The organism is Streptomyces sp. NPDC048338 (genome assembly GCF_043201055.1).
Classification (GTDB): domain Bacteria; phylum Actinomycetota; class Actinomycetes; order Streptomycetales; family Streptomycetaceae; genus Streptomyces.
The window spans coordinates 1-25,296 of record NZ_JBICYQ010000011.1; the positions used below are offsets into that span (position 1 = coordinate 1).

Genomic DNA, 25,296 nt, shown 5'->3' on the forward strand with positions numbered 1-25,296 from the left:
CAGGGGGGACCCTGTGGGAGAGTAGGACGCCGCCGAACAATCATTGTGGGAAAGCCCCGCACCTTATGGTGCGGGGCTTTTCTGCGTTCCGGACCAGGGGCCGCCACCCCTGTGCTCGTCACCGTCGTGGCTGAAGGTAAGGTCAGGGGGCATCATCGGCACGTTCCCACAGGAGGCCCCCGGGTGGAGGTCCAGGAGACTCGCGTTCAGACGGAACGGGTCCTCACCATCCCCAACATCCTCAGCATGGCTCGCCTCGTCGGCGTGCCGCTCTTCCTGTGGTTGATTCTCCGACCCGTGTTCGGTGGTCCCAACAGCGACGGCTGGGCTCTGCTGGTACTGATGCTGAGTGGCATCAGCGACTATCTCGACGGGAAGCTCGCCCGCCGCTGGAACCAGATCAGCAGCCTCGGCCGGCTCCTGGACCCGGCCGCGGACCGGCTCTACATCGTGTCCACCCTCATCGGGCTCACCTGGCGCGAGATCCTGCCGCTCTGGCTGACCGCCGCCCTATTCGCCCGCGAGCTGATGCTCCTGGTGATGGTGGCAATCCTCCGCCGGCACGGCTATCCGCCGCCGCAGGTGAACTTCCTCGGCAAAGCCGCGACTTTCAACCTGATGTACGCCTTCCCGTTGCTCCTGCTCAGTGACGGAACGGGCTGGCTTTCGTCACTCGCTGAAGTTTTCGGGTGGGCCTTCGCCGGATGGGGTACAACTCTGTATTGGTGGGCAGGGATCCTCTACGTGGTCCAGGTCCGTCGACTCGTGAAGGCGGATACCGCGGCCGATTGAGCCCGTCTGTCCCGTGCCGTGCAGCGTCGCCGGCATGTACGAGGACGTCCGAGGGCAACCGAACGGACAGGTGAGGTCGGCCGGACCGTCGTCTCTTCAAGGAGGACGCTTCCGACATGAAGGCCGTCGTGATGGCCGGTGGCGAGGGAACTCGACTTCGCCCCATGACCTCGAGCATGCCCAAGCCTCTTCTGCCGGTGGCCAACCGGCCGATCATGGAGCATGTCCTGCGACTGCTCAAGCGGCACGGTCTCACCGAGACCGTTGTCACGGTGCAGTTTCTCGCCTCACTCGTCAAGAACTACTTCGGCGACGGCGAAGAACTCGGGATGGAGCTCACGTATGCCAACGAGGAGAAACCGCTCGGTACCGCGGGGAGTGTGAAGAACGCCGAGGAAGCGCTGAAGGACGACGCCTTCGTCGTCATCTCGGGCGACGCGCTCACCGACTTCGATCTCACCGACCTGATCGCCTTCCACAAGGAGAAGGGCGCTCTGGTCACCGTCTGTCTGACCCGGGTGCCGAATCCTCTGGAATTCGGCATCACGATCGTGGACGAGGAAGGGAAGGTCGAACGCTTCCTGGAGAAGCCGACCTGGGGACAGGTCTTCTCGGACACCGTGAACACGGGTATCTACGTGATGGAGCCCGAGGTCTTCAACTACGTCGAAGCGGATGTTCCGGTCGACTGGTCGGGTGACGTCTTCCCGCAGCTCATGAAGGAAGGCAAGCCGATCTACGGCTATGTCGCCGAGGGCTACTGGGAGGACGTCGGCACCCACGAGAGCTATGTCAAGGCTCAGGCCGACGTGCTCGAGGGGAAGGTCCAGGTCGAACTCGACGGCTTCGAGATCTCCCCGGGCGTCTGGGTCGCGGAGGGCGCGGAGGTCCACCCCGACGCCGTCCTGCGCGGACCGCTCTACATCGGCGACTACGCCAAGGTCGAGGCCGGCGCCGAGATCCGTGAGCACACCGTCATCGGCTCGAACGTGGTCGTCAAGAGCGGTGCCTTCCTCCACCGGGCCGTGATCCACGACAACGTCTACGTCGGTCAGCAGTGCAACCTGCGCGGATGCGTGATCGGGAAGAACACCGACGTCATGCGGGCCGCCCGCATCGAGGACGGCGCCGTCATCGGCGACGAGTGCCTGATCGGCGAGGAGTCGATCGTCCAGGGCAACGTCCGGGTCTACCCCTTCAAGACCATCGAGGCCGGCGCCTTCGTCAACACCTCGGTCATCTGGGAGTCCCGCGGCCAGGCGCACCTCTTCGGCGCACGCGGGGTGTCCGGCATCCTCAATGTGGAGATCACGCCCGAACTGGCCGTGCGGCTCGCCGGCGCGTACGCGACGACCTTGAAGAAGGGGTCCACGGTCACCACGGCGCGTGACCACTCCCGAGGCGCCCGGGCGCTCAAGCGCGCGGTGATCTCGGCGCTGCAGGCGAGCGCCATCGACGTGCGCGACCTGGAGAACGTACCGCTGCCGGTGGCACGGCAGCAGACGGCGAGAGGCAGCGCGGGCGGGATCATGCTGCGGACCTCGCCGGGCGTCCCCGACTCGGTCGACATCATGTTCTTCGACGAGCGCGGGGCCGACCTGTCGCAGGCGGGACAGCGGAAGCTGGATCGCGTCTTCGCACGTCAGGAGTACCGGCGTGCCTTCCCGGGCGAGATCGGGGACCTCACCTTCCCGGCGAGCGTCTACGACTCGTACACCGGCTCCCTCCTGCGGAACGTGGACACCACCGGCATCGCCGAGGCGGGGCTCAAGGTGGTCGTCGACGCGTCGAACGGCAGCGCCGGTCTTGTTCTGCCGAGCCTGCTCGGACGGCTCCAGGTCGACTCGCTGACGATCAACCCGGGCCTCGACGAGTCGCGGCCCACGGAGTCGGCCGAGACCCGCAGGGCCGGACTCGTCCGGCTCGGCGAGATCGTCGCGTCGGCGCGGGCGGCATTCGGAGTCCGGTTCGACCCGGTGGGCGAGCGGCTCTCCCTCGTCGACGAACGCGGGCGGATCATCGAGGACGACCGATCACTTCTGGTCATGCTCGACCTGGTCGCCGCCGAGCGGCGCTCGGGGCGGGTCGCGCTGCCCGTGACCACCACCCGGATCGCGGAGCAGGTCGCCGCGTACCACGGGACCCAGGTGGAGTGGACGACGACCTCGCCGGACGACCTCACCCGGGTCGGCCGGGAAGAGTCGACGATCTTCGGCGGGGACGGGCGCGGCGGGTTCATCATTCCCGAGTTCAGCAGCGTCTTCGACGGTGCGGCGGCCTTCGTCCGCTTGATCGGCCTGGTCGCGCGGACCCAGCTCACGCTGAGCCAGATCGACGCCCGCATCCCGCGGGCGCACGTCCTCAAGCGGGACGTCGCGACGCCGTGGGCCGTCAAGGGCCTCGTCATGCGCCGGGTGGTGGAGGCGGCCGGCGACCGGTCCGTGGACACCACCGACGGCGTCCGGGTGGTGGAGGCCGACGGCCGCTGGGTGATGGTGCTGCCCGACCCGGCCGAGGCCGTCACCCATCTGTGGGCGGAGGGTCCCGACGACACCTCGGCCCAGGCACTGCTCGACGAGTGGTCGAGTGTGGTCGAGAGCGCAGGTCAGTAGCCGGATGTGACCGGTGGACCGGGTGGTGTCCGAGTGACACCCCCCGGTTCCCGGTGGGGCCATTCGGCGGTAGCAGTCGCGACGTGCGACGATGTGCGGCATGTCGCAGCAGCCCCCCGTTCGGAGCACCGGAGCACCGCCCCCGCGTCCGGACGCCTCCATGTCGCTGCTGAACAACGTGATCGACCACGCGCTCGACGACGGATACGCGGAGGCGTCCGCCCGGCGCGAGGCGGAGGGCGGCGGCGGTCTGCCGCGGACCCTGCGTGCCAAGCTCGGTCTGGCGGCCGGCCTCGTGCTGGCCGCGGCCGTGGTCACGGTCGGAGCCGCCGAGGCGCGGATCTCCGCGCCGGTCATCGCCAAGGAGCGGCAGGAGCTCATCGACCGGATCGACGCCGAGTCCTCGGCGGCCGACCAGCTCGAGCAGGACGTCGAGAAGATCCGGAGCGAGGTCGGGGAGCGGCAGCGCAAGGCGCTGGAGCAGCACGGCGGCGACCAGGCCGAGCTGGTGGCGCTCCTCTCGGGCGCCACTCCGGTGCACGGTCCCGGGGTGAAGCTCGTCGTCGACGACGCCAAGGGCACCGACTCGGGCGGTGGCGGCCCCCGGGAGAGCAGCGGGTTCACCGACACGGGCCGGGTGCGCGACCGGGACATGCAGCGGATCGTCAACGGTCTGTGGGAGTCGGGCGCCGAGGCCGTCGCGATCAACGGGCAGCGGCTGACGTCGCTCTCGGCGATCCGGGCCGCCGGCGACGCCATACTGGTCGACAACAAGCCGCTGGTGCCGCCGTACACGGTGCTCGCGGTGGGGGACGGGCAGCGGCTCAGTACCGCGTTCCAGGACAGCGCCGACGGTCAGTACCTGCACGCGCTGCAGGAGAACTTCGGCATCCGGACCCGTATCTCGGCCGAGGCCGACGTGCGGCTTCCGGCAGCGCCGAGCCTGATCGTTCGCACAGCAGAGCCGAGGGGAGCCGGGGCGGCCAAGCCCACCGGGCGGGCCACGGCCGACACAGGGAAGGGCACATCTTGATCGCCGTACTGGGCCTGATCGTGGGAGTGGTGGTCGGACTTTTGGTCCGGCCCGAGGTTCCGGCGGTGGTCGAGCCCTATCTTCCGATCGCCGTGGTGGCCGCCCTCGACGCCGTCTTCGGCGGTCTGCGGGCCATGCTGGACGGGATCTTCGTCGACAAGGTCTTCGTGGTCTCCTTCCTCTCCAACGTGGTCGTGGCCGCGCTGATCGTGTTCCTCGGCGACAAGCTGGGCGTCGGCGCGCAGCTGTCGACCGGCGTGGTCGTCGTCCTCGGCATCCGCATCTTCTCCAACGCGGCCGCCATCCGGCGGCACGTGTTCCGGGCGTGAGGCCGATGAGCGACCACAGCGACGAGCACAAGCCGAAGCACGCCGGCGGTCATCCGCCCCGGCACCGCGACGAGCAGTCCCACCGGCACGCCGCCCCCCAGCACGCGCAGGGTGACGAGGACACGAGGCGCGACGGCGCGGAAGGCCCCGAGGGCGTGACCGGCGCCGAGAACGGTGCCGCGCCCGTGGACGGCGACGCCCGCCCCGAGGGTTCCGCCCCGACCGCCCCCGCGACGCCTGTGGGACCTGCCGGCCCCGGGGCCCCCGCCCGGCCCGCCGTGCCCGGCGGCACCGGACGCCCGCCCGCTCCCACCGGTCCCGGAGCTCCCACCGGTCCCGGCGCCCCCACGGGCCCCGGCACTCCCGAAGGCTCCGCTGCGCCCGGCCGCCCCGCCGGTCCCGGTGCGTCCGGCCGTCCTGCCGGTCCCGGAGGACCTGCCGGGGCGGGAGCGCCCGGCGGCCCCGCCCGTCCCGGTGCGCCCGGCGGCCCCGGCGTACCCGGGACACCGGGCCGTCCCGCCGGTCCCGCCCGTCCCGGAATGCCTTCCGGCACAGGGGGTCCCGTCGGCAACGCTCGTCCCGGTGTTCCCACCGGTCCCGCGACGCCGCCCGGCCACGGAGCTCCCGGTGTATCCGGAGCTCCCGCCAACCACGGAGGCCCTGCCCGGCCCGGCGTTCCCGGAGCCCCCACCAACCACGGAGCCCCCGGCGGTCCCACCGGCCCCGGGGCTCCCCGCCCCGTCGGCCCCGTCGGCCGGCCGCTCCCGCCCGCCCAGAGCGCCGCGGAAGCGCCCGCCGCTTCCGGGGACCCGGTCCAGGACGCTCCCGAGGGGTCCGAGCCGGCGCTGACGGGTCGGCAGCGGCTCGCCGCCGGGCTGTGGCCGCCGCGCGTCAGCCGGGCCCAACTCATCGTCGCCGTGCTGCTGTTCGTCCTCGGCCTCGGGCTCGCCATCCAGGTCCGGTCCACCAGCGACAACAGCGCGTTGCGCGGCGCCCGCCAGGAGGACCTGGTGCGTATCCTCGACGAACTCGACGACCGCACCCAGCGTCTGGAGGACGAGAAGACCCGCCTGGAGAGCCAGCGCTCCGAGCTGGAGTCCAGTTCGGACCAGGCCGAGGAGGCGCGCAAGCAGACACAGGAGAAGGAGAGCCAGCTCGGCATCCTCGCCGGCACCGTCGCCGCCGAGGGCCCGGGCATCACGCTCACCATCGACGACGGCTCCGGCGCGGTCGAGTCGGACATGCTGCTCGACGCCATCCAGGAACTGCGGGCCGCCGGCGCGGAGGCGATCCAGGTCAACGACGTACGGGTGGTCGCGGACAGTTACTTCTCCGGTGGGGACGGTGACATACAGATCGATGGAACGAAGGTGACCGCTCCGTACGTCTTCAAGGTCATCGGCAAGCCCGAGGATCTCGAGCCCGCGCTCAACATCCCCGGTGGCGTCGTGCAGACGCTGGAGAAGGAGCAGGCCACAGCCACGGTGGCCCGGTCCGAGAAGATCATTGTGGATGCCTTGCGACCTGCGAAGCGGCCTGACTACGCTCAGTCGTCCTCGCAGTGAGGCGGGGGTGGATGGCGGTCGCGCGACATGGGGATGACGTTGCGGGGGGTCGCCGCACCACAAGCGTGGTGCGTGGTGGAAACTGTCCGGAGGGTATGGACGTTGTGAAGATGTCCCGGTCGGCAGGTGTGTTGAGTCAGGGTTCGTCCTGCCCCACGGGCGGGTCTGTTTCAGTCAAGGGGAATCGCCCGTGAAGTGGTTTGCGAAGTTGTTCGGCAAGAGCGCAAGCGAGGACGGCGGCAACGCCAGGCACCGCGCTCCGCGTCATGCCCAGAGTGAGGAGCAGGGTGGCGAGCGCCCGCTGTTCCGCGACGAGGTCGGTGGACACGGCGCGTCGTCTGTTGACCCTGCCGGTGCCGCCCGCATAGGTTTCGGGGATCCATCAACCTCAAGTACGGGTGGAGGGTTCACCCCCGACCCGTACGCGACCCAGGCCTCCGCGGGTCAGCCGCGGCAGGAGGATCCGTCCATGCCGGTGTGTACGAGGTGCGGTCACCGCAATGCCGCGGACAGTCGGTTCTGCTCCCACTGCGGCGCGCCGCTGCGGGGCGGGGTCGCTCCGGAGCGACCCTCCGAGACCACGTCGACGATCTCCATCTCGGGCCTCGAGGCCTACTACGACTCCGAGGCCACCGGTCAGACGGCGGTTCCGTCGCTGTCCCCCGAGGCCCTGGCCGCCGTCGAGGCGCTCCCGCCGGGTTCCGCCCTGCTGGTGGTGCGCCGGGGGCCGAACTCCGGCAGCCGCTTCCTGCTGGACAGCGAGCTGACCACGGCCGGCCGGCACCCGCAGAGCGACATCTTCCTGGACGACGAGTCGTCGTCGGTGTCGCGCCGCCACGTGGAGTTCCGCCGGCAGCCCGACGGCACCTTCGTGGTCGCCGACGTCGGCAGCCTCAACGGCACGTACGTCAACCGGGAGCCGATCGACGCGGTCGTGCTGTCCAACGGCGACGAGGTGCAGATCGGCAAGTACCGGCTGGTGTTCTACTCGAGCCAACGGGGCGTGTGACGCCTCGGGGAAGCCGTCAGGGAAGGTCCATGCTGCGTACACCGACGGGCGGTGCCGGACACGGCACCGCCGCCGCGGGAGAGCGGCTGGTCAGCATCGGGACGGTGCTGAGCCAGCTGCGCGACGAGTTCCCCGAAGTGACCATCTCCAAGATCCGGTTCCTGGAGGCCGAGGGGCTCGTCGAGCCCCGGAGGACGGCCTCCGGATACCGGAAGTTCAGCCCGGAGGACGTCGAGCGCCTCGCTCGGATCCTTCGGATGCAGCGGGACCACTATCTTCCGCTGAAGGTCATCCGGGAGCATCTCGACGCCCTCGCCCGGGGCGAGACGGTCAAGCTCCCGTCGCCCAGCCCGCAGCGGGACCTGCTGGACGGGGCCTGGGACGGTGACCCCGACCGGCCGACCGCCGCACGGGTGGGTCGTGCCGAGCTGCTCGCCGCCGCCGAGGTGGACGAGTCGGAGCTGGCGGAGTGGGAGTCGTACGGACTCGTGACGCCGGGACCCGAGGGCGGCTACGACGCCGAGACGGTCACCGTGGCGCGACTTGTCGCGGATCTGGGGAGATTCGGTCTGGAACCTCGTCACCTTCGAGCCGTCAAGGCCGCCGCGGACCGTGAGGCGGGGCTCGTCGAACAGGTCGTCGCACCCTTGCGCCGGCACCGTAACCCGCAGACCAGGGCCCATGCGGAGGCCACGGCGAAGGAGCTCGCCGGGCTCTCCGTCCGGCTTCACGCCGCCCTGGTCCAGACCGCCCTGGGGCTCCGTCTGCCGTGATCTTGGGGGAGCCCGACTACCCAAACCGGTCGGGCACGTCCTAGGGTTGCTGTGTGAACGAGCTCGACGTTGTGGGTGTCCGGGTGGAAATGCCCTCCAACCAGCCGATCGTGCTCCTGCGTGAAGTGGGAGGCGATCGGTACCTCCCCATCTGGATCGGACCGGGGGAGGCGACCGCGATCGCCTTCGCCCAGCAGGGCATGGCTCCCGCCAGGCCGCTGACGCACGACCTCTTCAAGGACGTGCTCGAGGCCGTGGGGCAGGAGCTGACCGAGGTCCGCATCACGGATCTCCGTGAAGGGGTCTTCTATGCGGAGCTGGTCTTCGCCAGCGGTGTCGAGGTGAGCGCGAGACCTTCCGACGCAATAGCGCTGGCTCTGCGCACGGGTACACCGATCTTCGGAAGCGACGGTGTGCTCGACGACGCCGGTATCGCGATTCCGGACGAACAGGAGGACGAGGTGGAGAAGTTCCGCGAGTTCCTCGACCAGATCTCCCCCGAGGACTTCGGGACCAACAGCCAGTGAGCCGGGCCGGCCGCTGATCCGGACCGTTCGACGGTCCCGGGTCGGTGGGCCGGCCTCTCGCTTCCGATGGCCGGAAGTCGACTGCCGTTGACGGGGTGCTGTCAGAGCATTCGAGTAGCCTTTCCCGGAAGAGAGACACGGGAAACCACTCTCAGGGTGATTATCACTCGGCGTGCCGAGTGTGGCGATCGTTGACGCACCCCGAGCGACTGCCTACCTTCGTGTGGGCAGGTCAAGGACGGAGGGTCGGCGTGATGAGCAGCGGCGACGGTACGGCAGGGGGCTCTCTCGGGCGGGCGCCCGCGGAGAGCGGTCCGTATCCGCTTCACGGCAGGGCGGGCGACCTCGGGACGGATGCCGGTGCGGTGACGGACACCGTGGGATACCGCGGCCCGACCGCGTGCGCGGCGGCGGGGATCACGTACCGCCAGTTGGACTACTGGGCCCGGACGGGGCTCGTCGAACCGAGCGTACGTGCCGCCTACGGCTCCGGGACGCAACGGCTCTACAGCTTTCGGGACGTCGTCGTCCTCAAGATCGTCAAGCGCTTCCTCGACACCGGGGTCGCGCTGCAGAACATCCGCGCCGCCGTCCAGCACCTCCGCGCCCGCGGCTTCCGCGATCTGGAGCGGATGACGCTGATGAGCGACGGGGCGACCGTCTACGAGTGCTCCTCGCCCGACGAGGTCGTGGACCTGCTCCAGGGCGGGCAGGGCGTCTTCGGTATCGCGGTCGGCGTGGTCTGGCGTGACGTCGAGTCGGCGCTGTCGCAGCTGCACGGGGAACGCGTCGACACCGGCGAGACCCTCGTCGGGCACAACCCGGGCGACGAGCTCGCGCGACGGCGCCGCGACCGGGCCGTCTGAGCGGGCGGGTGTCCCGGCCCGCGCGTCCTGGGGCGTCGGCGGGAGCCCGGTCTTGGGCGGGGGTCCGATTGTCAGTGGCGTAGGGGAGCATCGGAGATGTGAGAGCCGCGCCGACGATCCTGCATCTGGACATGGATGCCTTCTTCGCCGCCGCCGAGCAGGCCGCGAAGCCGAGTCTCCGCGGGAAGCCGGTCGTGGTCGGGGGCCTCGGCCCCCGTGGCGTCGTCGCGACCTGTTCGTACGAAGCCCGCCGTTTCGGCGTCCATTCGGCGATGCCGATGGGGCAGGCCCGCCGGCTGGCGCCCAACGCCGCCTATCTCGTGCCGCGCTTCGCCTTCTACCGGGCGATCAGCGAACAGGTCATGGAACTGCTCGGGCGGCTCTCCCCGCTCGTCGAGCCGCTGAGCCTGGACGAGGCCTTCGTGGACCTGGAGGCCGGGGGCGCGGCCGAGGACGCCGCGAGCGCGCGGGAGGCCGGTGAGCGGCTGCGCAGGGACATTCTCGGGGCCACGGGGCTGACGGGGTCGGTGGGGCTTGCGGGTTCCAAGATGATCGCGAAGATCGCCTCGGAGGAGGCGAAGCCCGACGGGCTCGTGCTCATCCGACCCGGGACGGAGAGGGAGCTGCTCGGCCCGAAGTCCGTGCGGATCCTGCCCGGGGTCGGACCGGCGACCGGGGAGCACCTGCGGAGGGCCGGGATGACCACGGTGTCGGACCTCGCGGAGGCGGGCGAGGACGAGCTCGTACGCCTGCTCGGACGGGCGCACGGGACGTCCCTGTACCGGATGGCCCAGGGGTACGACGACCGGCCCGTGGTGGCCGAGCGGGACGCGAAGTCGGTCTCGGTCGAGGACACCTTCGACGTGGACCTGCACGACCGGCTGCGGATCCGCATGGAGGTCGAGCGGCTGGCGGAGCGCTGTGTGGGCCGGCTGCGGGGCTCCGGGCACTCCGGGCGCACGATCGTCCTCAAGGTGCGGCGGTACGACTTCTCGACCCTCACGCGGTCCGAGACCCTGCGCGGACCGACGGACGACCCGGTGGTGGTCCGGGAGGCGGCGGGCCGGCTGCTGGAGTCCGTGGACACGACGGGCGGGATCCGGCTCCTCGGCGTCGGCGTGAGCGGCCTGGCGGACTACACCCAGGAAGACCTCTTCGCCCAGGCGGAGGCGCGGGCGGAGGAGACGGGGACGCGACCGGGTTCGGCGGACCCGGCGGGGGCGGATCCGGAGACCGGCCCGGCGGCACGGGAGGCCGAGACGGCCGTGCCGGAACCGGAGCCGTCCGCCGCCGAGCGCCGCTGGGCACCCGGCCACGACGTGCGGCACTCCGTGTTCGGCGCCGGCTGGGTGCAGGGCAGCGGAGTGGGGCGGGTCACCGTCCGCTTCGAGGAGCCGGGCTCGGCGCCGGGCCGCGTACGCACCTTCCTCGTCGACGACCCGGACCTGGCGCCGGCGGACCCGCTGCCCCTGGTCGAGGGCGGGCCGACGGGTGTGGCGGCCGCCCGGACGGGGCCGGGGCCCGGAGGGCCCTGACCCTCGCCGCGGCGACGACCCGGAGGCCGGTCAGGCGTCGCCCTGCCCCGCCAGGCGGCCGAAGTCGCGGTCCGGGGGCGGCGGGGGGAGGGCGATGTCGTAGTGGCGGTAGAGCTGGAGCTCCTGCTCGGGGGAGAGGTGCCGGCCCACGCCGAAGTCGGGGGCGTCCTTGATCAGGGCGCGTTCGAACGGGATGTGGAGGCCGTCGCCGACCAGTTCGCTGGGCTCCAGGGGGACGAAGGCGTCCCGGCTGAAGAGGCCCGTACGGACCGCCGCCCATTCGGGAACTCCGGTCGCGTCGTCCAGGTACACCTCGTCCACGGTGCCGATCTTGTGTCCGTTGCGGTCGAACGCCTTGCGGCCGATCAGGCTGCGCGGATCGATGTCGGTCTGCACGGTCCCTCCAACTGGTCGCAACTGCTCTACAAGGACTACGAAAGTGCACATCTGGGATGTCGGCCACTTGAGCGACGGGGAGCGGAACCTCGCTGGTAGGCTGGCTGTGGCTGCTGACCCCGTGCGGGAGAGTCCTCCGGAGAAACCTTTCGGAGGCGCCGAAGGAGCAAATCCTCCCCGGAATCTCTCAGGCCCCTGTACCGCACGGACGAGGTCACTCTGGAAAGCAGGGCGGGAGTCGTCCATCGACCTCCGCCCTCACCGACGGTGAAAGCCGGCGTGCTCCTTCGGCATGCCGGTGAAACTCTCAGGTTGAGATGACAGAGGGGGAGGCCGTCCGGGTACCCGCGCCGTGGTGCCCCTCGCAGGTCGTGACGACCAGGAGGCCTCCGTACATGACCGCCAACCGCACTCCGCTCTCCGAGCTCGAACAGGGCATCCCGTTCGAGCAGCGGCACATCGGGCCCGACGCCGAAGCCCGGGCCAAGATGCTCGCGCAGGTCGGCTACGGCTCCCTCGACGAGCTCACCGACGCCGCGGTGCCGGACGTGATCAAGAACGCCGAGGCGCTCGGCCTGCCCGCGGCCCGCACCGAGGCCGAGGTCCTCGCCGAGCTGCGCACCCTCGCCGACCGCAACCAGGTCCTCGCCCCGATGATCGGCCTCGGCTACTACGGCACCTTCACGCCGCCGGTGATCCTCCGGAACGTGATGGAGAACCCCGCCTGGTACACCGCGTACACGCCGTACCAGCCGGAGATCTCGCAGGGCCGCCTGGAGGCGCTGCTCAACTTCCAGACGGTGGTCGCCGACCTGACCGGTCTGCCCACCTCCGGCGCCTCCCTCCTGGACGAGGGCACCGCCGCCGCCGAGGCGATGGCGCTGTCCCGCCGGGTCGGCAAGGTCAAGAACGGCGTCTACCTCATCGACGCCGACACCATGCCGCAGACGATCGCCGTCATCGAGACCCGCGCCGAGCCGACCGGTGTCGAGGTCGTCGTCGCCGACCTCGGCGAGGGCATCCCGGCCGAGATCGCCGAGCGCGGCGTCTTCGGCGTCCTCCTCCAGTACCCCGGTGCCTCCGGCGCCGTGCGCGACCTGAAGGCCGTCGTCGACCAGGCCCACGAGCTCGGCGCCATCGTCACCGTCGCCGCCGACCTGCTCGCCCTCACCCTGCTCACCTCGCCCGGTGAGCTCGGCGCCGACATCGCCGTCGGCACCACCCAGCGCTTCGGCGTCCCCATGGGCTTCGGCGGTCCGCACGCCGGCTACATGGCCGTCCAGGACAAGCACGCCCGTTCGCTGCCCGGCCGCCTCGTGGGCGTCTCCGTCGACGCCGACGGCAACCGCGCCTACCGCCTGGCCCTGCAGACCCGCGAGCAGCACATCCGCCGCGAGAAGGCCACCAGCAACATCTGTACGGCCCAGGTCCTGCTCGCCGTCATGGCCGGCATGTACGCCGTGTACCACGGTCCGGACGGCCTGAAGCAGATCGCGGAGCGCACCCACCGCTACGCCGCCATCCTGGCCCGCGGCCTTCGCGACGGCGGCGTCGAGGTCGTCACCGACACCTTCTTCGACACCGTCACCGTCCGCGTGCCCGGCAAGGCCGACGAGGTCGTGGCCGCCGCCCGCGAGGCCGGCGTCAACCTCTACCGCGCCGACGCCGACCACGTGTCCGTGTCCTGCGACGAGACCACCGGCCGCGCCCAGCTCGCCGCCGTCTGGTCCGCCTTCGGCGTCGAGGCCGACGTCGCGGCCCTGGACGCCCTCGCCGAGGACGCGCTGCCCGCCGGACTGCTCCGTTCCGACGCGTACCTGACCCACCCGGTCTTCCACGCGCACCGCTCCGAGACGTCGATGCTGCGCTACCTGCGCAAGCTCGCCGACCGCGACTACGCCCTCGACCGCGGCATGATCCCGCTCGGCTCCTGCACCATGAAGCTGAACGCGACCACCGAGATGGAGTCGGTGACCTGGCCCGAGTTCGGCCAGATGCACCCCTTCGCGCCGGTCGAGCAGGCCCAGGGCTACCTCACGCTCATCACCGAGCTGGAGGAGCGCCTCGCCGAGGTCACCGGGTACGACAAGGTGTCGATCCAGCCGAACGCCGGTTCGCAGGGCGAGCTGGCCGGCCTGCTGGCCGTCCGCGCCTACCACCGCGCCAACGGCGACCTCCAGCGCACCGTCTGCCTCATCCCGTCCTCCGCGCACGGCACCAACGCCGCCAGCGCCGTGATGGCCGGCATGAAGGTCGTGGTCGTCAAGACCGCCGACGACGGCGAGGTCGACATCGAGGACCTGCGGGCCAAGATCGCGCAGTACCGCGACGAGCTGTCCGTGCTGATGATCACCTACCCCTCCACCCACGGTGTGTTCGAGGAGCACGTCGCCGACATCTGCGCCGAGGTCCACGACGCCGGCGGTCAGGTGTACGTCGACGGTGCCAACCTCAACGCCCTGGTCGGTCTCGCGAAGCCGGGCCGGTTCGGCGGCGACGTCTCGCACCTGAACCTGCACAAGACCTTCTGCATCCCGCACGGCGGCGGCGGCCCGGGCGTCGGCCCGGTGGGTGTGCGCGCCCACCTCGCCCCGTACCTCCCGAACCACCCGCTGCAGCCCACCGCGGGCCCGGAGACGGGCGTCGGCCCGATCTCGGCCGCCCCGTGGGGCTCGGCCGGCATCCTGCCGATCTCGTGGTCGTACGTCCGCCTGATGGGCGGCGAGGGCCTCAAGCGCGCCACGCAGGTGGCCGTCCTGGCGGCGAACTACATCGCCAAGCGCCTGGAGCCGCACTACCCGGTGCTCTACACCGGACCGGCCGGCCTGGTCGCCCACGAGTGCATCGTCGACCTGCGTCCGCTCTCCAAGGCGACCGGTGTCAGCGTCGACGACATCGCCAAGCGCCTGATCGACTACGGCTTCCACGCGCCGACGATGTCGTTCCCGGTGGCCGGCACGCTGATGATCGAGCCGACCGAGTCCGAGGACCTCACCGAGCTCGACCGCTTCTGCGACACGATGATCGCCATCCGCGGCGAGATCGAGAAGGTCGCGTCGGGCACGTGGCCGGCCGACGACAACCCGCTGCACAACGCGCCGCACACCGCGGCGGCGCTGGGCGGCGAGTGGAACCACGCGTACACCCGTGACGAGGCGGTCTTCCCGGCCGGCGTGTCCGCGGCGGACAAGTACTGGCCGCCGGTCCGCCGGATCGACGGGGCCTTCGGCGACCGCAACCTGGTCTGCTCCTGCCCGCCGATGGACGAGTACGACAACTGAGCATGAATGAGGGCCGGTTCGGAGATTCTCTCCGGGCCGGCCCTTTGTCGTGCGGGGCGCCGCCGGACGGGGCGGAGCCGGGGGCCGCGGTCTCGCGCGGCCTCTCGCGCGCGGTGGCTGCCGTGCGCGGCGGTGGCGTGCGGGGGATCAGGCGGCCTGGGCCACCTGGCCCGCCGTCAGCGGGCGGTGCGGGGCGATGATCTGCCCGTCGGGCAGCAGTTCACCGGTGTCCTCGAAGAGCAGGACGCCGTTGCACAGCAGGCTCCAGCCCTGCTCGGGGTGGTGTGCCATCAGACGGGCCGCCTCCCGGTCGGCGGAGTGGGCGGTCGGGCAGGCGGGCTGGTGCTGGCACATGGATGGGTTCTTTCGCTGTGTCGTGGTGTGTGTCCTGCGGCTCGACGCGGTGTTCATGGCCGCTCCCCGTGGTCGGTTCGGTTGGTCCAGTCTTCCCCTACGGACGTCGATCCGCAGGGATTTCGCGGCAGCTCTTCCTACTGCATGAAGACGTATCACCCGCCCGGGCGGTTCAAGTCAACTGGGCCATCTCTTCGGGTGGTTCGCTATGGCCCGGGTGGGCTAGTCCGTCCGGGGGGAGGTGTTCGAGGCGTCCGTTCGGCGCCCGTGTTCGACCTTCCGGGCGCAGAACAGTGCCCCGCGACGCGGACCGGTCGCGGGGCTCGGGGCTCTCGGAGTGACGGCTCAGGCCGGCGCCGGAGTGCCGAACAGCGGCGGTGGCGCGAGCCGCAGGGTCAGGACCGGCAGCAGGTCGGCGACCCGGTGCGGCAGATGGGCGGCGATACCCGGCGGTGCGGGCGCGAGCGGGATGAGCAGGTCCGCGGGGTCGGGCGCGGAGGTGCCGTCCGCGGCGGTGTCGCCGTGCAGCCACAGCGTCAACATGTAGAGCTCCGGTACCGACAGCAGGCGCGGCTGGTAGGGCGTGGCCAGCGTCTCGGCCTGGAGCAGGGCGCGTTCGGTGGCCGTGACGTAGGGCCCTTCGAAGAAGTGCGAGAAGGTCCAGCCGTCCGGGGTGAGCATGGTGTCCGCCGCGGCGACGGCCCGCTCGGGTCCCCGGATCAGGAAGCGCCAGCCGACGAGCCTGGTGCGCGGTGCGTGCCCCGGCGGGACGACCTGGTCCCGTACGTCGAGGACGTGGACGGGCAGGGGCAGTTCGGGGCTCAGCGGTCCCTGGGCGGACCGGAGGGCGGGCGTTCGCGCCTCGCGGACGGCGGTGGGGGAGCCGAGCGCGGCGAGGACACTACGCAGTGCCGGCGCAGGGGCCGGGGAGGGTCGGAGCATGATGGGTCGCCTCTCACTCAGGAGACACGGTGTTGCGTGGGCAGGTACGACGGCGCTGTCGGCTGCCGGGCCGGAGGGGAGTCAGGATCCACGGCCGGGCGCCAACACTCTGCCTCGTTCGCGGAGTTTATACGACACGTGTTCACACGATGTTTCCGCTAGCCGTCGCCGATATTGCGGACAAGGCTTCATCCGGCCTTATTTCTACCGCGATTCCGAGGATTTATGAAGAGTGTGCGTCGCCTGCCTGCGACGCTGCCCGCACGGCGGACGGCCGGTTCACGACCCTTGCTTCCGGGCTCGTATGACTCCGGAATATGTCCATTGCCGGGTGCCTGCGGAATGTGCCCGTCGGATGCTTCTCCCAGCCTACCGTCGAAGAGGGGTGTCGCACAGACGTTATGGATCAGTCGGCCGGGGCATCATCGTCCGTGACGCGCGGCCTTCGCCGCAGCCGCCGGAATCGAGGAGGGACGCTTCCATGGGGGAGAAGGTCGTGGCAGACGGGTTCGGCCTGTCCGATCGGCAGAGGTACCGCAGGAAGCTCCAGCAGTGTCTGGCGGGACTCGCGAGGCTTCTGGCGGAGAAGAGGTTCGACCGGCCGCAGAATCTGATGGGCCTGGAGATCGAACTCAATCTCGCAGGATCGGACGGTATGCCGCGCATGGTCAATGCGGCCGTGCTCGACCGGATCGCGAGTACGGATTTCCAGACCGAACTGGGAATGTTCAACCTCGAAGTGAACATCGCCCCGCACCGGATCGGCGGCCGGGTTTTCGACCGGCTCGCCGAGGAGCTCAGGATCGGTCTGGGATATGCCGATCGCAAAGCCCGGGAAGTCGATGCCGGCGTGGTCATGATCGGAATTCTGCCGACGCTCGCGCAGAGCGATCTCGTCTTCGAGAACCTTTCGGACGTGGACCGCTACACGCTTCTCAACGATCAGATAGTCGCCGCCCGGGGGGAGGACTTCGCCCTCGACATCCAGGGGGTGGAACGGCTGACCTGCACGTCGACCTCGATCGTGCCCGAGGCGGCCTGCACCTCCGTCCAGCTGCATCTGCAGGTCACCCCGGGCCGGTTCGCCTCGGTGTGGAACGCCGCGCAGGCCGTGACCGCGGTGCAGACGGCGGTCGGGGCCAACTCGCCCTTCCTCTTCGGCCGTGAGCTGTGGCGGGAGTCGCGTCCTCCGTTGTTCCAGCAGTCCACGGACACCCGGCCGCCGGAGCTCCAGGCGCAGGGCGTTCGGCCGCGGACCTGGTTCGGCGAGCGCTGGGTGGACTCCGCGTACGACCTGTTCGAGGAGAACCTCCGGTACTTCCCGCCGCTGCTCCCGATCCTCGACGACGAGGATCCGCTGCGCGTCCTGGACGAGGGCGGCGTGCCGCGACTGCAGGAACTCGTCCTGCACAACGGGACCGTGTACCGCTGGAACAGGCCGGTGTACGGATGGGTGGACGGGGTTCCGCACCTGCGGGTGGAGAACCGGGTGCTGCCGGCCGGGCCGACCGTCACCGACGTCGTCGCCAACGCCGCCTTCTACTACGGCCTGGTCCGCAGCCTGGCCGAGGAGACCCGTCCGGTCTGGAAGCGACTGCCGTTCGAGGACGCGGCCGCGAACTTCGACGCGGCCTGCCGGTACGGCATCGAGGCCGAGCTGCGCTGGCCCCGGCCGGGACGCTCGGGCGGCGTGGCGAGCGTCCCGGCCGTCCGGCTCGTCCTGGACGAGCTGCTGCCGCTGGCCGCGGCGGGCCTGGACGCCTGGCACATCGAACCGGCGGACCGGGACTTCTATCTGGGGGTGATCGAGGAGCGGTGCCGCCGACGGGTCAACGGCGCCTCCTGGCAGGCCGACACCTTCCACAAGGCGCTGGAGTCGGGCCTGGACCGCGACGCCGCCCTGGCGGCGACGACCCGGCGCTACGCCGAGCTGATGCACGAGGGGGAGCCGGTGCACACCTGGCCGGTGGGCATCGACTGAGCGGGGCGCACGGCGGGGTGAGGGCGCCGGGCGCGGACGACCGCCTTCCAGGGGCGTCCTGCCGATCTTGCCGGGCTCGCGGTGTCCCGGCCCGATCGACAGGACACCCCCTGGGAATGGCGCCCGCGGCAGGCCGTCACGCATGATCTCCGTACCCGGAACGCGATGGGGAAGTGGAGACAGGTGTGGTGTCGGATCAACGAGTGGTCGCCGATTCGTTTCCCCCCGAAGGGCTGCCGCGCAAGGTGCTGCGGTCCGAGACGGCGATCGTGCTGGCGCTCTCCCTCGGGGCCAGCGGGGTGTCGGCCTGCATCAGCTTCATCGGGTCGCTGACCAAGCCCGGCGGCCTCAAGGAGCAGGCGGCCACGCTCAACGGCTCGTTCGCGCCCGGGCGGCCCTGGCTGGACCTGGCCTGGCAGCTGTTCAGCATCGCCTCGGCGCTGGTGCCGGTCGTCCTCGTCGCGCACCTGCTGATGCGCGAGGGCGCCGGTATGCGCTCGATCGGCTTCGACCGGACCCGGCCGTGGCCCGACCTGAGGCGGGGCGCGCTGGTCGCCGCCGGGATCGGCAGCGCCGGCCTCGCCTTCTACCTCGGGGCGCGGGCGGCCGGGTTCAACCTGACCGTCGTCCCCGAGGCGCTGCCGGACGTGTGGTGGAAGTACCCGGTGCTGATCCTGTCGGCGGTGCAGAACTCGGTGCTGGAGGAGGTCATCGTCGTCGGCTACCTGCTGCGCCGGCTCGGCCAGTTGGGCTGGACGCCGACGGCGGCGCTGATGGCGAGCGCGGTGCTGCGCGGCTCGTACCACCTGTACCAGGGGATCGGCGGCTTCGTCGGCAACATGGTGATGGGCGTCGTCTTCGTCTGGCTGTACCGCCGCTGGGGGCGCGTCGGCCCGCTGGTGGTGGCGCACGCGCTGCTCGACATCGTGGCCTTCGTCGGATACGGCCTGCTGGCGGGGAAGGTGGGCTGGCTGCCCACGGCCTGAGGGCCGTCCCGTCCGGCCGGTCCTTCGAGGACCGGCCGGCGACGAGGGCCGAGGGACGGGGAAGGGGCGTACGGCGACGGCCGTACGCCCCTTCCGGCGTTCGCGGACGCCTCAGGCGTGCAGCTCGCCGTCGACGACGGTGACGGCGTGGCCGGTCAGCAGGGTGCGGTCGCCGCGCAGCCGGGTCCGCACGATGCCGGTGCGGGCGCCGCCCTGGAAGCCGGTCAGCTCGTCGCGGCCGAGGCGCGCGGACCAGAACGGGGCGAGCGCGGTGTGCGCGCTGCCGGTGACGGGGTCCTCGTCGATGCCGACGGCGGGGAAGAAGCCGCGCGAGACGAAGTCGTAGCCGCGATCGGGCTGTTCGGCGGCGGCGGTGGCGATGACGCCGCGCCGGGAGAGCCGGGTCAGGGCCGCGAAGTCCGGGGCCAGGGCCCGGACGGTCGCCTCGTCGCGCAGTTCCACCACGAGGTCGCCGACGTGGGCGGCGGTGTCGTGCACCGAGACGACGTCCGCGCCCAGGGCCTTCTCCAGGCCCTCCGGGGTCGGGACGGCGGTCAGTGCCGAGGTGGGGAAGTCCATCGTGACGGTGCCGTCCTCGCCGGCCGTGGCGCTGAGGATCCCGCAGCGGGCGGCGAAACGGACGGTCCCGGTCGCCCTGCCGGTGGTGTGGAGGACGTGCGCGGTGGCGAGCGTGGCGTGGCCGCACATGTCGACCTCGGTGGTCGGGGTGAACCAGCGCAGCGCCCAGTCGGCCTCGCCGCCGGCGGGCAGCGGGTGCGCGAAGGCGGTCTCGGAGAGGTTGACCTCGGCGGCCACCTTCTGGAGCCAGTGGTCGTCCGGGAAGGAGTCCAGGAGCAGGACCCCGGCCGGGTTGCCGGAGAAGGGACGGTCGGTGAAGGCGTCGACGATTCGAATCCGCATGTCCGGGACGCTACCGGGCCGGCGAAGTGGCGGGCCAAGGCCAATCCCGGGTCACTGGCCCGATGTGCCTGACTCGCCCCGGTGGACGTCGACCGTCGGTCACCGACTGCCCCCGCGCCACCGGGGCGGCGACCGCCGACGCGGTGACCGCCTGGAGCCGACGGCTCTCGCACACGGGTGGGAGCGCCGGTCAGGCGAGGTAGTCCGCGCGCCCCTCGTCGTCGAGTTCGAAGGGACCGTCGGGGATGACGCAGAATTCGTTGCCCTCGGGGTCGGCCATCACCAGGAACCCGCCGTCGGCGTACTCCTCCAGCCGGCGCCCGCCGAGTGCCTCGACACGCTGCTGCTCGGCGACCGGGTCCGGTGAGCTGATGTCGAAGTGCAGACGGTTCTTGCCCGACCTGGGCTCGCCGCTCCGCTGGAAGCCCAGGCCGAGGCCCTTCTCGCGCCGCAGCCACACGTAGGGACCCATGCGGCCCACCACCGGCCTGCCGAGCAACTCGGACCAGAACGCGGCGAGCCGCTCAGGGTCGGTGGCATCGACGATGAGGGCGTTGATCTGCACTGGTGAGTCCGCCATGCCCTGATCCTCTCAACCCTTGGCAAACGAACAGTTCCGATATATCGTTGACGCATCGCGACAGATCAACGATGCATACCCGATGGAAGGAGCGTTGCGATGCGTTCACATGGACACGAACACGGACATGGCTACTGCGGACCCGGCCCTCGCGGTGACTTCGAAGGGCGGCGCGCCGCCTTCGGCCCCTTCGGGCCGGGATTCGGTGGCGGGCCCTTCCGGGGCGGACCGTTCCCCGGCGGGCGCGGCCGCGGCGGCGGTGGCCGGGGGAGGGCGCGGCGCGGCGACGTGCGCGCCTCGATCCTGGCGCTGCTCAAGGACCGCCCGATGCACGGCTACGAGATGATCCAGGAGATCGGGGAGCGCAGCGGCGGGGCCTGGAAGCCCAGCCCCGGCTCCGTCTACCCGACGCTCCAGCTCCTCGAGGACGAGGGGTTGATCGTCAGTGAGAGCGAGGGCGGCAAGAAGCTGTTCACGCTCACCGACACCGGCCGCGCCGAGGCCGAGTCCGGCCCGGAGGCCCCCTGGGAGGAGGCCGGGCGCGGTGTCGACTGGGATGCCGTGAACGAGATCCGGCAGGCCGGCTTCGGTCTGATGGAGGCGTTCGGCCAGGTCTGGAAGACCGGCAGCGCCGAGCAGCGGCAGAAGGCCGTCGAGGTGATCAACGAAGCACGCAAGAAGCTGTACCTGATCCTGGCCGACGAGGGCTGAGCGCGTACGGCCGGACGGGCCCCGCGGCGATCCGCCGCGGGGCCCGTCCTGTCGTGCCGTCCTCGTGCCGCGTGCCCCGCGCACCGGTCCCGAGGGGCCGCGTCGTGTGCCGTGTCCGGGGTGGCCGCGGTGCGACGGCCGGCGGTCCGGGACGGTGCCGTCAGGCCACCAGGCCGGCGAACTTGCGCAGCGACTCGTTCAGCGCCGCCGTCGCCGAGTCCTTGAGCTTGGTCGCCATCAGCGAGACCGCGGCGCCGGTGAACTCCCCGTCGATCCGCAGGGTGGTGGCCTCCCCGTCCGGCGCGAGCGAGTAGCGCGTGCCGACGTTGACCCCCATCGGGCCCTTGCCCCTGATGGCCAGGACGCGGACGGACTCCAGCTCCTCCACGGTCCAGGTCACCTCGGCCGGGAAGCCCATCAGCTTCATGTTCTCCGCGAAGGTGGCACCCGTCTCGAGGGTGGCCGGGCCGCCGTTCGGGAAGCTGGTGTGGGTGGCGTTCCACTCCCCGTACGAGGCGAAGTCGGTCAGCTGCGCCCAGACCCTGTCGGCCGGTGCCTCGATCCGTGCCTCCGCGCTGACTTCGGCCATACGACCACCCCTTCACACGTTCACGCGTCCGCGTGTCCTCATGGGCCTTCGGTGTCGACGGAACGTAGCCGCACGACCTCGAACATTCAATACTGATGAACCGTCAGGTCTTCGCCGTCCCCGGTCCACCAGATCCGCGCCGCGTCGAAGCAGTCCGAGGCCCGCGGGCCACGGCCCTCGTCATGGCAGTGGAAGGCGGCCCAGAAGAGGTCGGCCGGCAGCGCTGTCCGTGGCGCGTACACGCGGTAGACGTACTGCCGCCCGTCGAGAGCGAGGAGGGCCACCATCCAGAACATGCCGGGAGGACGAGACGGGAGGGGCCCGTGGTTGCGTACGGGGCGCGGCGCAAGGCGGCGCGCGCCCCCGAGGCCGGATCCGCGCGATCTCATCCCCAGGGAGGAGGAGCCGCGCACCCGTGCCCCACTCCGGTGGGATGCGGACATGCTTCTCACCGGTGACGCCGTGGCCGCCGTGACCTGATGAGGTGGGAGGGTGCAAAGTCCCGTCCCTCACGTGCCCCGGCAGCCCACGACCTGGCAGCCCGCGGCGGCGCAGCCCGCTGCCCGGTACGTCGCGGCCCGGCGTGCGGAGATCGAGGCCAGACTGACCCCCACGCTCGCGACCGTGGTCATGGGCGCCCGTCGCAGGGCGCTGCGCGACGGCGACCGGCAGATCGACACCGCCCACCTGCTGCACTCCCTCATCGAGTCCGACCCCGACGTCGGCACCGCCTTCGAGGGCGGTGGCCGGCTCGCCCGGGTGCTCGGCTATCTCGTCCAGCGGTCCATCGGGTACGGGCTGCGCTGGCAGGGCACCGTCGAGGAGGCCGGTGCCGCGTCCGTGCCGGGAGCCGGGGTCGTCCTGCCCGGCCGGCCTGCCGCCGCCCTGTCCGGCTGGTCGCCCGCCGCCGTGGCAGCGCTCGACGCCGCCCGGGAGCGGGCCGTGCGACGGGGCGAGGCGCGCCCCCGCGGTCTCGACCTGCTCGCGGCGATCGCCGCCGACGCCGACTGCCGGGCGGTCGAGGTGCTCCGCCGGGCGGGCGTCGACGCGACCGCGCTGGCGGCCCGGATCGGGGAGCCGTCTCAACAGGTGTAACGGGGGTTACGCACCTGACGCCGTCCTGTCATGATGGCCCGATGCACGCGTCTCAGGGGAGAAGCGCCGGCCTGGGACTCGCCCTGGCCTCGGCCTTCGCATTCGGTGGTTCAGGTGTGGCGGCGAAGCCGCTCATCGAGGCGGGACTCGACCCGCTCCATGTGGTGTGGCTCAGGGTGGCCGGCGCCGCCCTCCTCATGCTGCCGGTGGCATGGCGCCACCGCGACCTCGTGCGCCGCAAGCCGGCGCTGCTCGCCGGCTTCGGCCTGCTCGCCGTCGCGGGCGTCCAGGCCTGCTACTTCGCCGCGATCTCCCGGATCCCCGTCGGTGTCGCCCTGCTCATCGAGTACCTCGCCCCGGCCCTCGTCCTCGGCTGGGTGCGCTTCGTCCAGCGCCGTCCGGTCACCCGCGCCGCCGCCCTCGGCGTCGTCCTCGCCGTCGGCGGACTCGCCTGCGTCGTGCAGATCTGGTCGGGCCTCGGCTTCGACCTGCTCGGCCTGGTCCTCGCGCTGGCCGCGGCCTGCTGCCAGGTCGGCTACTTCGTCCTCTCCGACCACGGCGGCGACGAGTCCGACGCCGCCGATCCCATGGGCGTCATCGCGTACGGGCTGCTCGTCGGCGCCGTCGTGCTCACCGTCGTGGCCCGGCCGTGGGGCATGGACTGGTCGGTCCTCGGCGGCAGCGCCGACATGAACGGCGGACATCTGCCCGCCTGGCTGCTGCTGGCCTGGATCGTCCTCGTCGCGACCGTCCTCGCCTACGTCACCGGTGTCGTCTCGGTGCGCCGGCTCTCGCCCGCGGTCGCCGGTGTCGTCGCCTGCCTGGAGGCGGTCGTCGCGACCGTCCTGGCCTGGGTGCTGCTCGGCGAGCACCTGGCGGCCCCGCAGATCCTCGGCGGGGCGATCGTCCTGGTCGGCGCCTTCATCGCCCAGTCCTCGACGCCCAAGGCGCCGATGCCCGGGCCGGTGGCCGGCTCGGACCCCGTCCCGCGGGACGCCCTCACGTCCGCCGAGCGGGCGTAGGTTCCCTCCGCCGCGTACCGGCCCCTCCCACGGCCGACCTGCCGGGCCCCCGACGGGTCCCTCAGCTCGTGGGGGGACGGCGGCCCAGCTGGTGGGCCCGGGCGGCCTCGTCGCCCGGGCCCCGGCGCGCCGCGAGGCCCTCGGCGATCCGGTCCTGGACCGGCACCGGCTTGTGGTGGGCGTACTTGAACTTCGCGCGCACGTCGGTGACGTCCAGACGCAGCACCCGCAGGCCCGGCAGGAGCCGCCGGAAGGGCCCCTCGTCCGGCGCGACCGGTGCCGTGCCGCCCTCGGGCTGGAAGTGGGCGACCTGCCGGTTCAGCAGCTCCGCCTTCTCGGCCGGGTCGTCGACCACCTGCGCCGTGCAGCGCAGCTGGACGGCGGCGTAGAACGAGGTCGGCGTCCCGTGCGCGGCCGGGGCGCCCTCGGGTGCCGCCCAGGGCCCGGGGACGAACACGTAGTCGTCGACCACGCTCAGCAGCACGGTCGGGTCGGCCTCCAGGGCCGTCCACAGGGGGTTCGGGCGGGCGAGGTGGGCGAGCACCCGGCCGTACGGGCCGGGCTCGGCGTCGTACCGGAAGTGCATCGGCTGGACCCACGGCGGCTCGCCGGGCAGGCCGTTGACGGCGAGCTGCCCGAAGTCGTGGCGGGCCAGCCAGTCCCGCCACGTGTCGGTGTCCTGCACGGCGTCCCAGGGATGGACGAGCACGGCGTCGCCCTCAGCCGGCGGGGAGGTAGTCGGGCAGGGCGACGGCCGGGTCGAGGTCGTCGGCCGGGATCGGCGTGCCGTACGTCCTGGCGACAGGGACCACCCCGGTCCAGTGCGGCAGGGCCAGGTCCTCGGGTTCGTCGTTCGGGCCGCCCGTGCGGAGCTTGGCGGAGACCTCGTCGAGGTCGAGCCGCAGGACGGCGGTGGCCGCGAGCTCCTTGGCGTTGGCCGGGCGGGAGTCGCGGGAGCGGCCCGGGACGACGTGGTCCACCAGGGCGTCGAGCGCGATCCGCAGCTCCTCGGGGTCGGTGACCTGGTGAGCCGTGCCGTGGACCACGACCGAGCGGTAGTTGATCGAGTGGTGGAAGGCGGACCGGGCCAGGACCAGGCCGTCGACGTGCGTCACGGTCAGGCAGACCGGAAGGCCCGGTGCGTCGGTGCCGCGGCCCGCCATGCGCAGCGGCCGCGATCCGGTGGAGCCGTGCACGTAGAGGCGGTCGCCGATCCGCCCGTAGAGGGTCGGCAGGACCACGGGGGCGCCGTCGCGCACGAAGCCGAGGTGGCAGACGTAGGACTCGTCGAGTATCGCGTGCACGAGCGCGCGGTCGTAGGAGGCGCGGTCGCGGGACCGGGTCGGCACGGTCCGCTCGGTCGGCTCGTAGGAATCCGTCATTGCCCTCTCCATTGC

Annotated in this window: 25 protein-coding genes and 1 riboswitch; of the genes, 16 read left to right on the plus strand and 9 right to left on the minus strand. The window is 71.5% G+C overall.

Features of this window, described 5'->3' with window-relative positions:
• Positions 1–183 precede the first annotated feature (183 nt).
• The 10 genes from ACGFZF_RS24500 (at position 184) to ACGFZF_RS24545 (ending at position 11,041) form a co-directional block, all read left to right on the plus strand.
• On the plus strand, positions 184–792 hold the full coding sequence (locus ACGFZF_RS24500) for a CDP-alcohol phosphatidyltransferase family protein (RefSeq protein WP_393557320.1): 609 nt from the start codon (positions 184–186) through the stop codon (positions 790–792).
• Between the two features lie 116 nt (positions 793–908).
• Positions 909–3,404, plus strand: coding sequence for a sugar phosphate nucleotidyltransferase (locus tag ACGFZF_RS24505; RefSeq protein WP_393557321.1), 2,496 nt, complete (start codon positions 909–911; stop codon positions 3,402–3,404).
• 100 nt (positions 3,405–3,504) lie between these two features.
• Positions 3,505–4,437 carry a DUF881 domain-containing protein gene (locus ACGFZF_RS24510; protein ID WP_393557323.1) on the plus strand — a complete coding sequence of 311 codons (933 nt, stop codon included), beginning with the start codon at positions 3,505–3,507 and terminating at the stop codon, positions 4,435–4,437.
• Positions 4,434–4,766 (plus strand): small basic family protein, encoded by a 333-nt coding sequence (locus ACGFZF_RS24515; protein ID WP_015032176.1) that lies wholly within the window; start codon positions 4,434–4,436, stop codon positions 4,764–4,766. The genes ACGFZF_RS24510 and ACGFZF_RS24515 overlap by 4 nt, the downstream gene beginning before the upstream one ends.
• 539 nt (positions 4,767–5,305) lie before the next feature.
• On the plus strand, positions 5,306–6,331 hold the full coding sequence (locus ACGFZF_RS24520) for a DUF881 domain-containing protein (protein ID WP_393557325.1): 1,026 nt from the start codon (positions 5,306–5,308) through the stop codon (positions 6,329–6,331).
• An 82-nt stretch (positions 6,332–6,413) separates the two neighbouring features.
• Positions 6,414–7,340 (plus strand): FHA domain-containing protein, encoded by a 927-nt coding sequence (locus tag ACGFZF_RS24525; RefSeq protein WP_393557861.1) that lies wholly within the window; start codon positions 6,414–6,416, stop codon positions 7,338–7,340.
• A 29-nt stretch (positions 7,341–7,369) separates the two neighbouring features.
• A complete protein-coding gene (locus tag ACGFZF_RS24530; RefSeq protein WP_393557327.1) occupies positions 7,370–8,113 on the plus strand; it encodes a MerR family transcriptional regulator in 744 nt (247 codons plus the stop codon).
• Between the two features lie 53 nt (positions 8,114–8,166).
• Entirely contained in the window at positions 8,167–8,640 is a 474-nt protein-coding gene (locus ACGFZF_RS24535; RefSeq protein WP_005475662.1) for a bifunctional nuclease family protein, read from the plus strand.
• A 254-nt stretch (positions 8,641–8,894) separates the two neighbouring features.
• On the plus strand, positions 8,895–9,506 hold the full coding sequence (locus tag ACGFZF_RS24540) for a MerR family transcriptional regulator (RefSeq protein ID WP_393557330.1): 612 nt from the start codon (positions 8,895–8,897) through the stop codon (positions 9,504–9,506).
• 98 nt (positions 9,507–9,604) lie between these two features.
• Positions 9,605–11,041 (plus strand): DNA polymerase IV, encoded by a 1,437-nt coding sequence (locus ACGFZF_RS24545; protein WP_393557332.1) that lies wholly within the window; start codon positions 9,605–9,607, stop codon positions 11,039–11,041.
• Between the two features lie 30 nt (positions 11,042–11,071).
• On the opposite strand, the gene ACGFZF_RS24550 is transcribed toward ACGFZF_RS24545, so the two are convergent.
• A complete protein-coding gene (locus ACGFZF_RS24550; protein ID WP_356602590.1) occupies positions 11,072–11,488 on the minus strand; it encodes a PRC-barrel domain-containing protein in 417 nt (138 codons plus the stop codon).
• A gap of 63 nt (positions 11,489–11,551) precedes the next feature.
• Positions 11,552–11,650, plus strand: a riboswitch (glycine riboswitch).
• Between the two features lie 182 nt (positions 11,651–11,832).
• On the opposite strand from ACGFZF_RS24550, the gene gcvP reads away from it, so the two are divergent.
• A complete protein-coding gene (gcvP, locus tag ACGFZF_RS24555) occupies positions 11,833–14,718 on the plus strand; it encodes an aminomethyl-transferring glycine dehydrogenase (protein WP_393557334.1) in 2,886 nt (961 codons plus the stop codon).
• Positions 14,719–14,865: 147 nt separating this feature from the next.
• Here gcvP and ACGFZF_RS24560 read toward each other — a convergent pair whose 3' ends face one another.
• Complete coding sequence (locus ACGFZF_RS24560; protein ID WP_147977010.1) at positions 14,866–15,072, minus strand: DUF5999 family protein; 207 nt, start codon at positions 15,070–15,072, stop codon at positions 14,866–14,868.
• Between the two features lie 345 nt (positions 15,073–15,417).
• Positions 15,418–16,014, minus strand: coding sequence for a hypothetical protein (locus ACGFZF_RS24565; protein WP_356602586.1), 597 nt, complete (start codon positions 16,012–16,014; stop codon positions 15,418–15,420).
• Positions 16,015–16,495: 481 nt separating this feature from the next.
• On the opposite strand from ACGFZF_RS24565, the gene ACGFZF_RS24570 reads away from it, so the two are divergent.
• Positions 16,496–17,995 (plus strand): glutamate-cysteine ligase family protein, encoded by a 1,500-nt coding sequence (locus ACGFZF_RS24570; protein ID WP_393557337.1) that lies wholly within the window; start codon positions 16,496–16,498, stop codon positions 17,993–17,995.
• 188 nt (positions 17,996–18,183) lie between these two features.
• Positions 18,184–18,981: a CPBP family intramembrane glutamic endopeptidase gene (locus ACGFZF_RS24575; protein ID WP_393557339.1), complete on the plus strand. Its 798-nt coding sequence runs from the start codon at positions 18,184–18,186 to the stop codon at positions 18,979–18,981.
• Positions 18,982–19,092: 111 nt separating this feature from the next.
• Here ACGFZF_RS24575 and ACGFZF_RS24580 read toward each other — a convergent pair whose 3' ends face one another.
• Positions 19,093–19,902, minus strand: coding sequence for a PhzF family phenazine biosynthesis protein (locus tag ACGFZF_RS24580; protein ID WP_356602580.1), 810 nt, complete (start codon positions 19,900–19,902; stop codon positions 19,093–19,095).
• 190 nt (positions 19,903–20,092) lie between these two features.
• Positions 20,093–20,482: a VOC family protein gene (locus ACGFZF_RS24585; protein WP_384875120.1), complete on the minus strand. Its 390-nt coding sequence runs from the start codon at positions 20,480–20,482 to the stop codon at positions 20,093–20,095.
• A 99-nt stretch (positions 20,483–20,581) separates the two neighbouring features.
• Between ACGFZF_RS24585 and ACGFZF_RS24590 the strand changes: the two genes are divergently transcribed.
• Positions 20,582–21,193 carry a PadR family transcriptional regulator gene (locus ACGFZF_RS24590; protein ID WP_393557342.1) on the plus strand — a complete coding sequence of 204 codons (612 nt, stop codon included), beginning with the start codon at positions 20,582–20,584 and terminating at the stop codon, positions 21,191–21,193.
• A gap of 160 nt (positions 21,194–21,353) precedes the next feature.
• On the opposite strand, the gene ACGFZF_RS24595 is transcribed toward ACGFZF_RS24590, so the two are convergent.
• On the minus strand, positions 21,354–21,782 hold the full coding sequence (locus tag ACGFZF_RS24595) for an SRPBCC family protein (RefSeq protein WP_393557344.1): 429 nt from the start codon (positions 21,780–21,782) through the stop codon (positions 21,354–21,356).
• 86 nt (positions 21,783–21,868) lie between these two features.
• On the minus strand, positions 21,869–22,078 hold the full coding sequence (locus ACGFZF_RS24600; protein ID WP_393557346.1) for a hypothetical protein: 210 nt from the start codon (positions 22,076–22,078) through the stop codon (positions 21,869–21,871).
• A gap of 196 nt (positions 22,079–22,274) precedes the next feature.
• Between ACGFZF_RS24600 and ACGFZF_RS24605 the strand changes: the two genes are divergently transcribed.
• Positions 22,275–22,877, plus strand: a complete 603-nt coding sequence (locus ACGFZF_RS24605) for a Clp protease N-terminal domain-containing protein (protein WP_393557348.1) — start codon at positions 22,275–22,277, stop codon at positions 22,875–22,877.
• 41 nt (positions 22,878–22,918) lie between these two features.
• Positions 22,919–23,899, plus strand: coding sequence for a DMT family transporter (locus ACGFZF_RS24610; RefSeq protein ID WP_393557350.1), 981 nt, complete (start codon positions 22,919–22,921; stop codon positions 23,897–23,899).
• A 61-nt stretch (positions 23,900–23,960) separates the two neighbouring features.
• On the opposite strand, the gene ACGFZF_RS24615 is transcribed toward ACGFZF_RS24610, so the two are convergent.
• Both ACGFZF_RS24615 and ACGFZF_RS24620 read right to left on the minus strand, forming a co-directional pair.
• Positions 23,961–24,608, minus strand: a complete 648-nt coding sequence (locus ACGFZF_RS24615) for an FMN-binding negative transcriptional regulator (protein WP_393557352.1) — start codon at positions 24,606–24,608, stop codon at positions 23,961–23,963.
• 10 nt (positions 24,609–24,618) lie between these two features.
• Positions 24,619–25,281, minus strand: coding sequence for a pyridoxamine 5'-phosphate oxidase family protein (locus tag ACGFZF_RS24620; RefSeq protein ID WP_393557354.1), 663 nt, complete (start codon positions 25,279–25,281; stop codon positions 24,619–24,621).
• Positions 25,282–25,296: the final 15 nt, after the last annotated feature.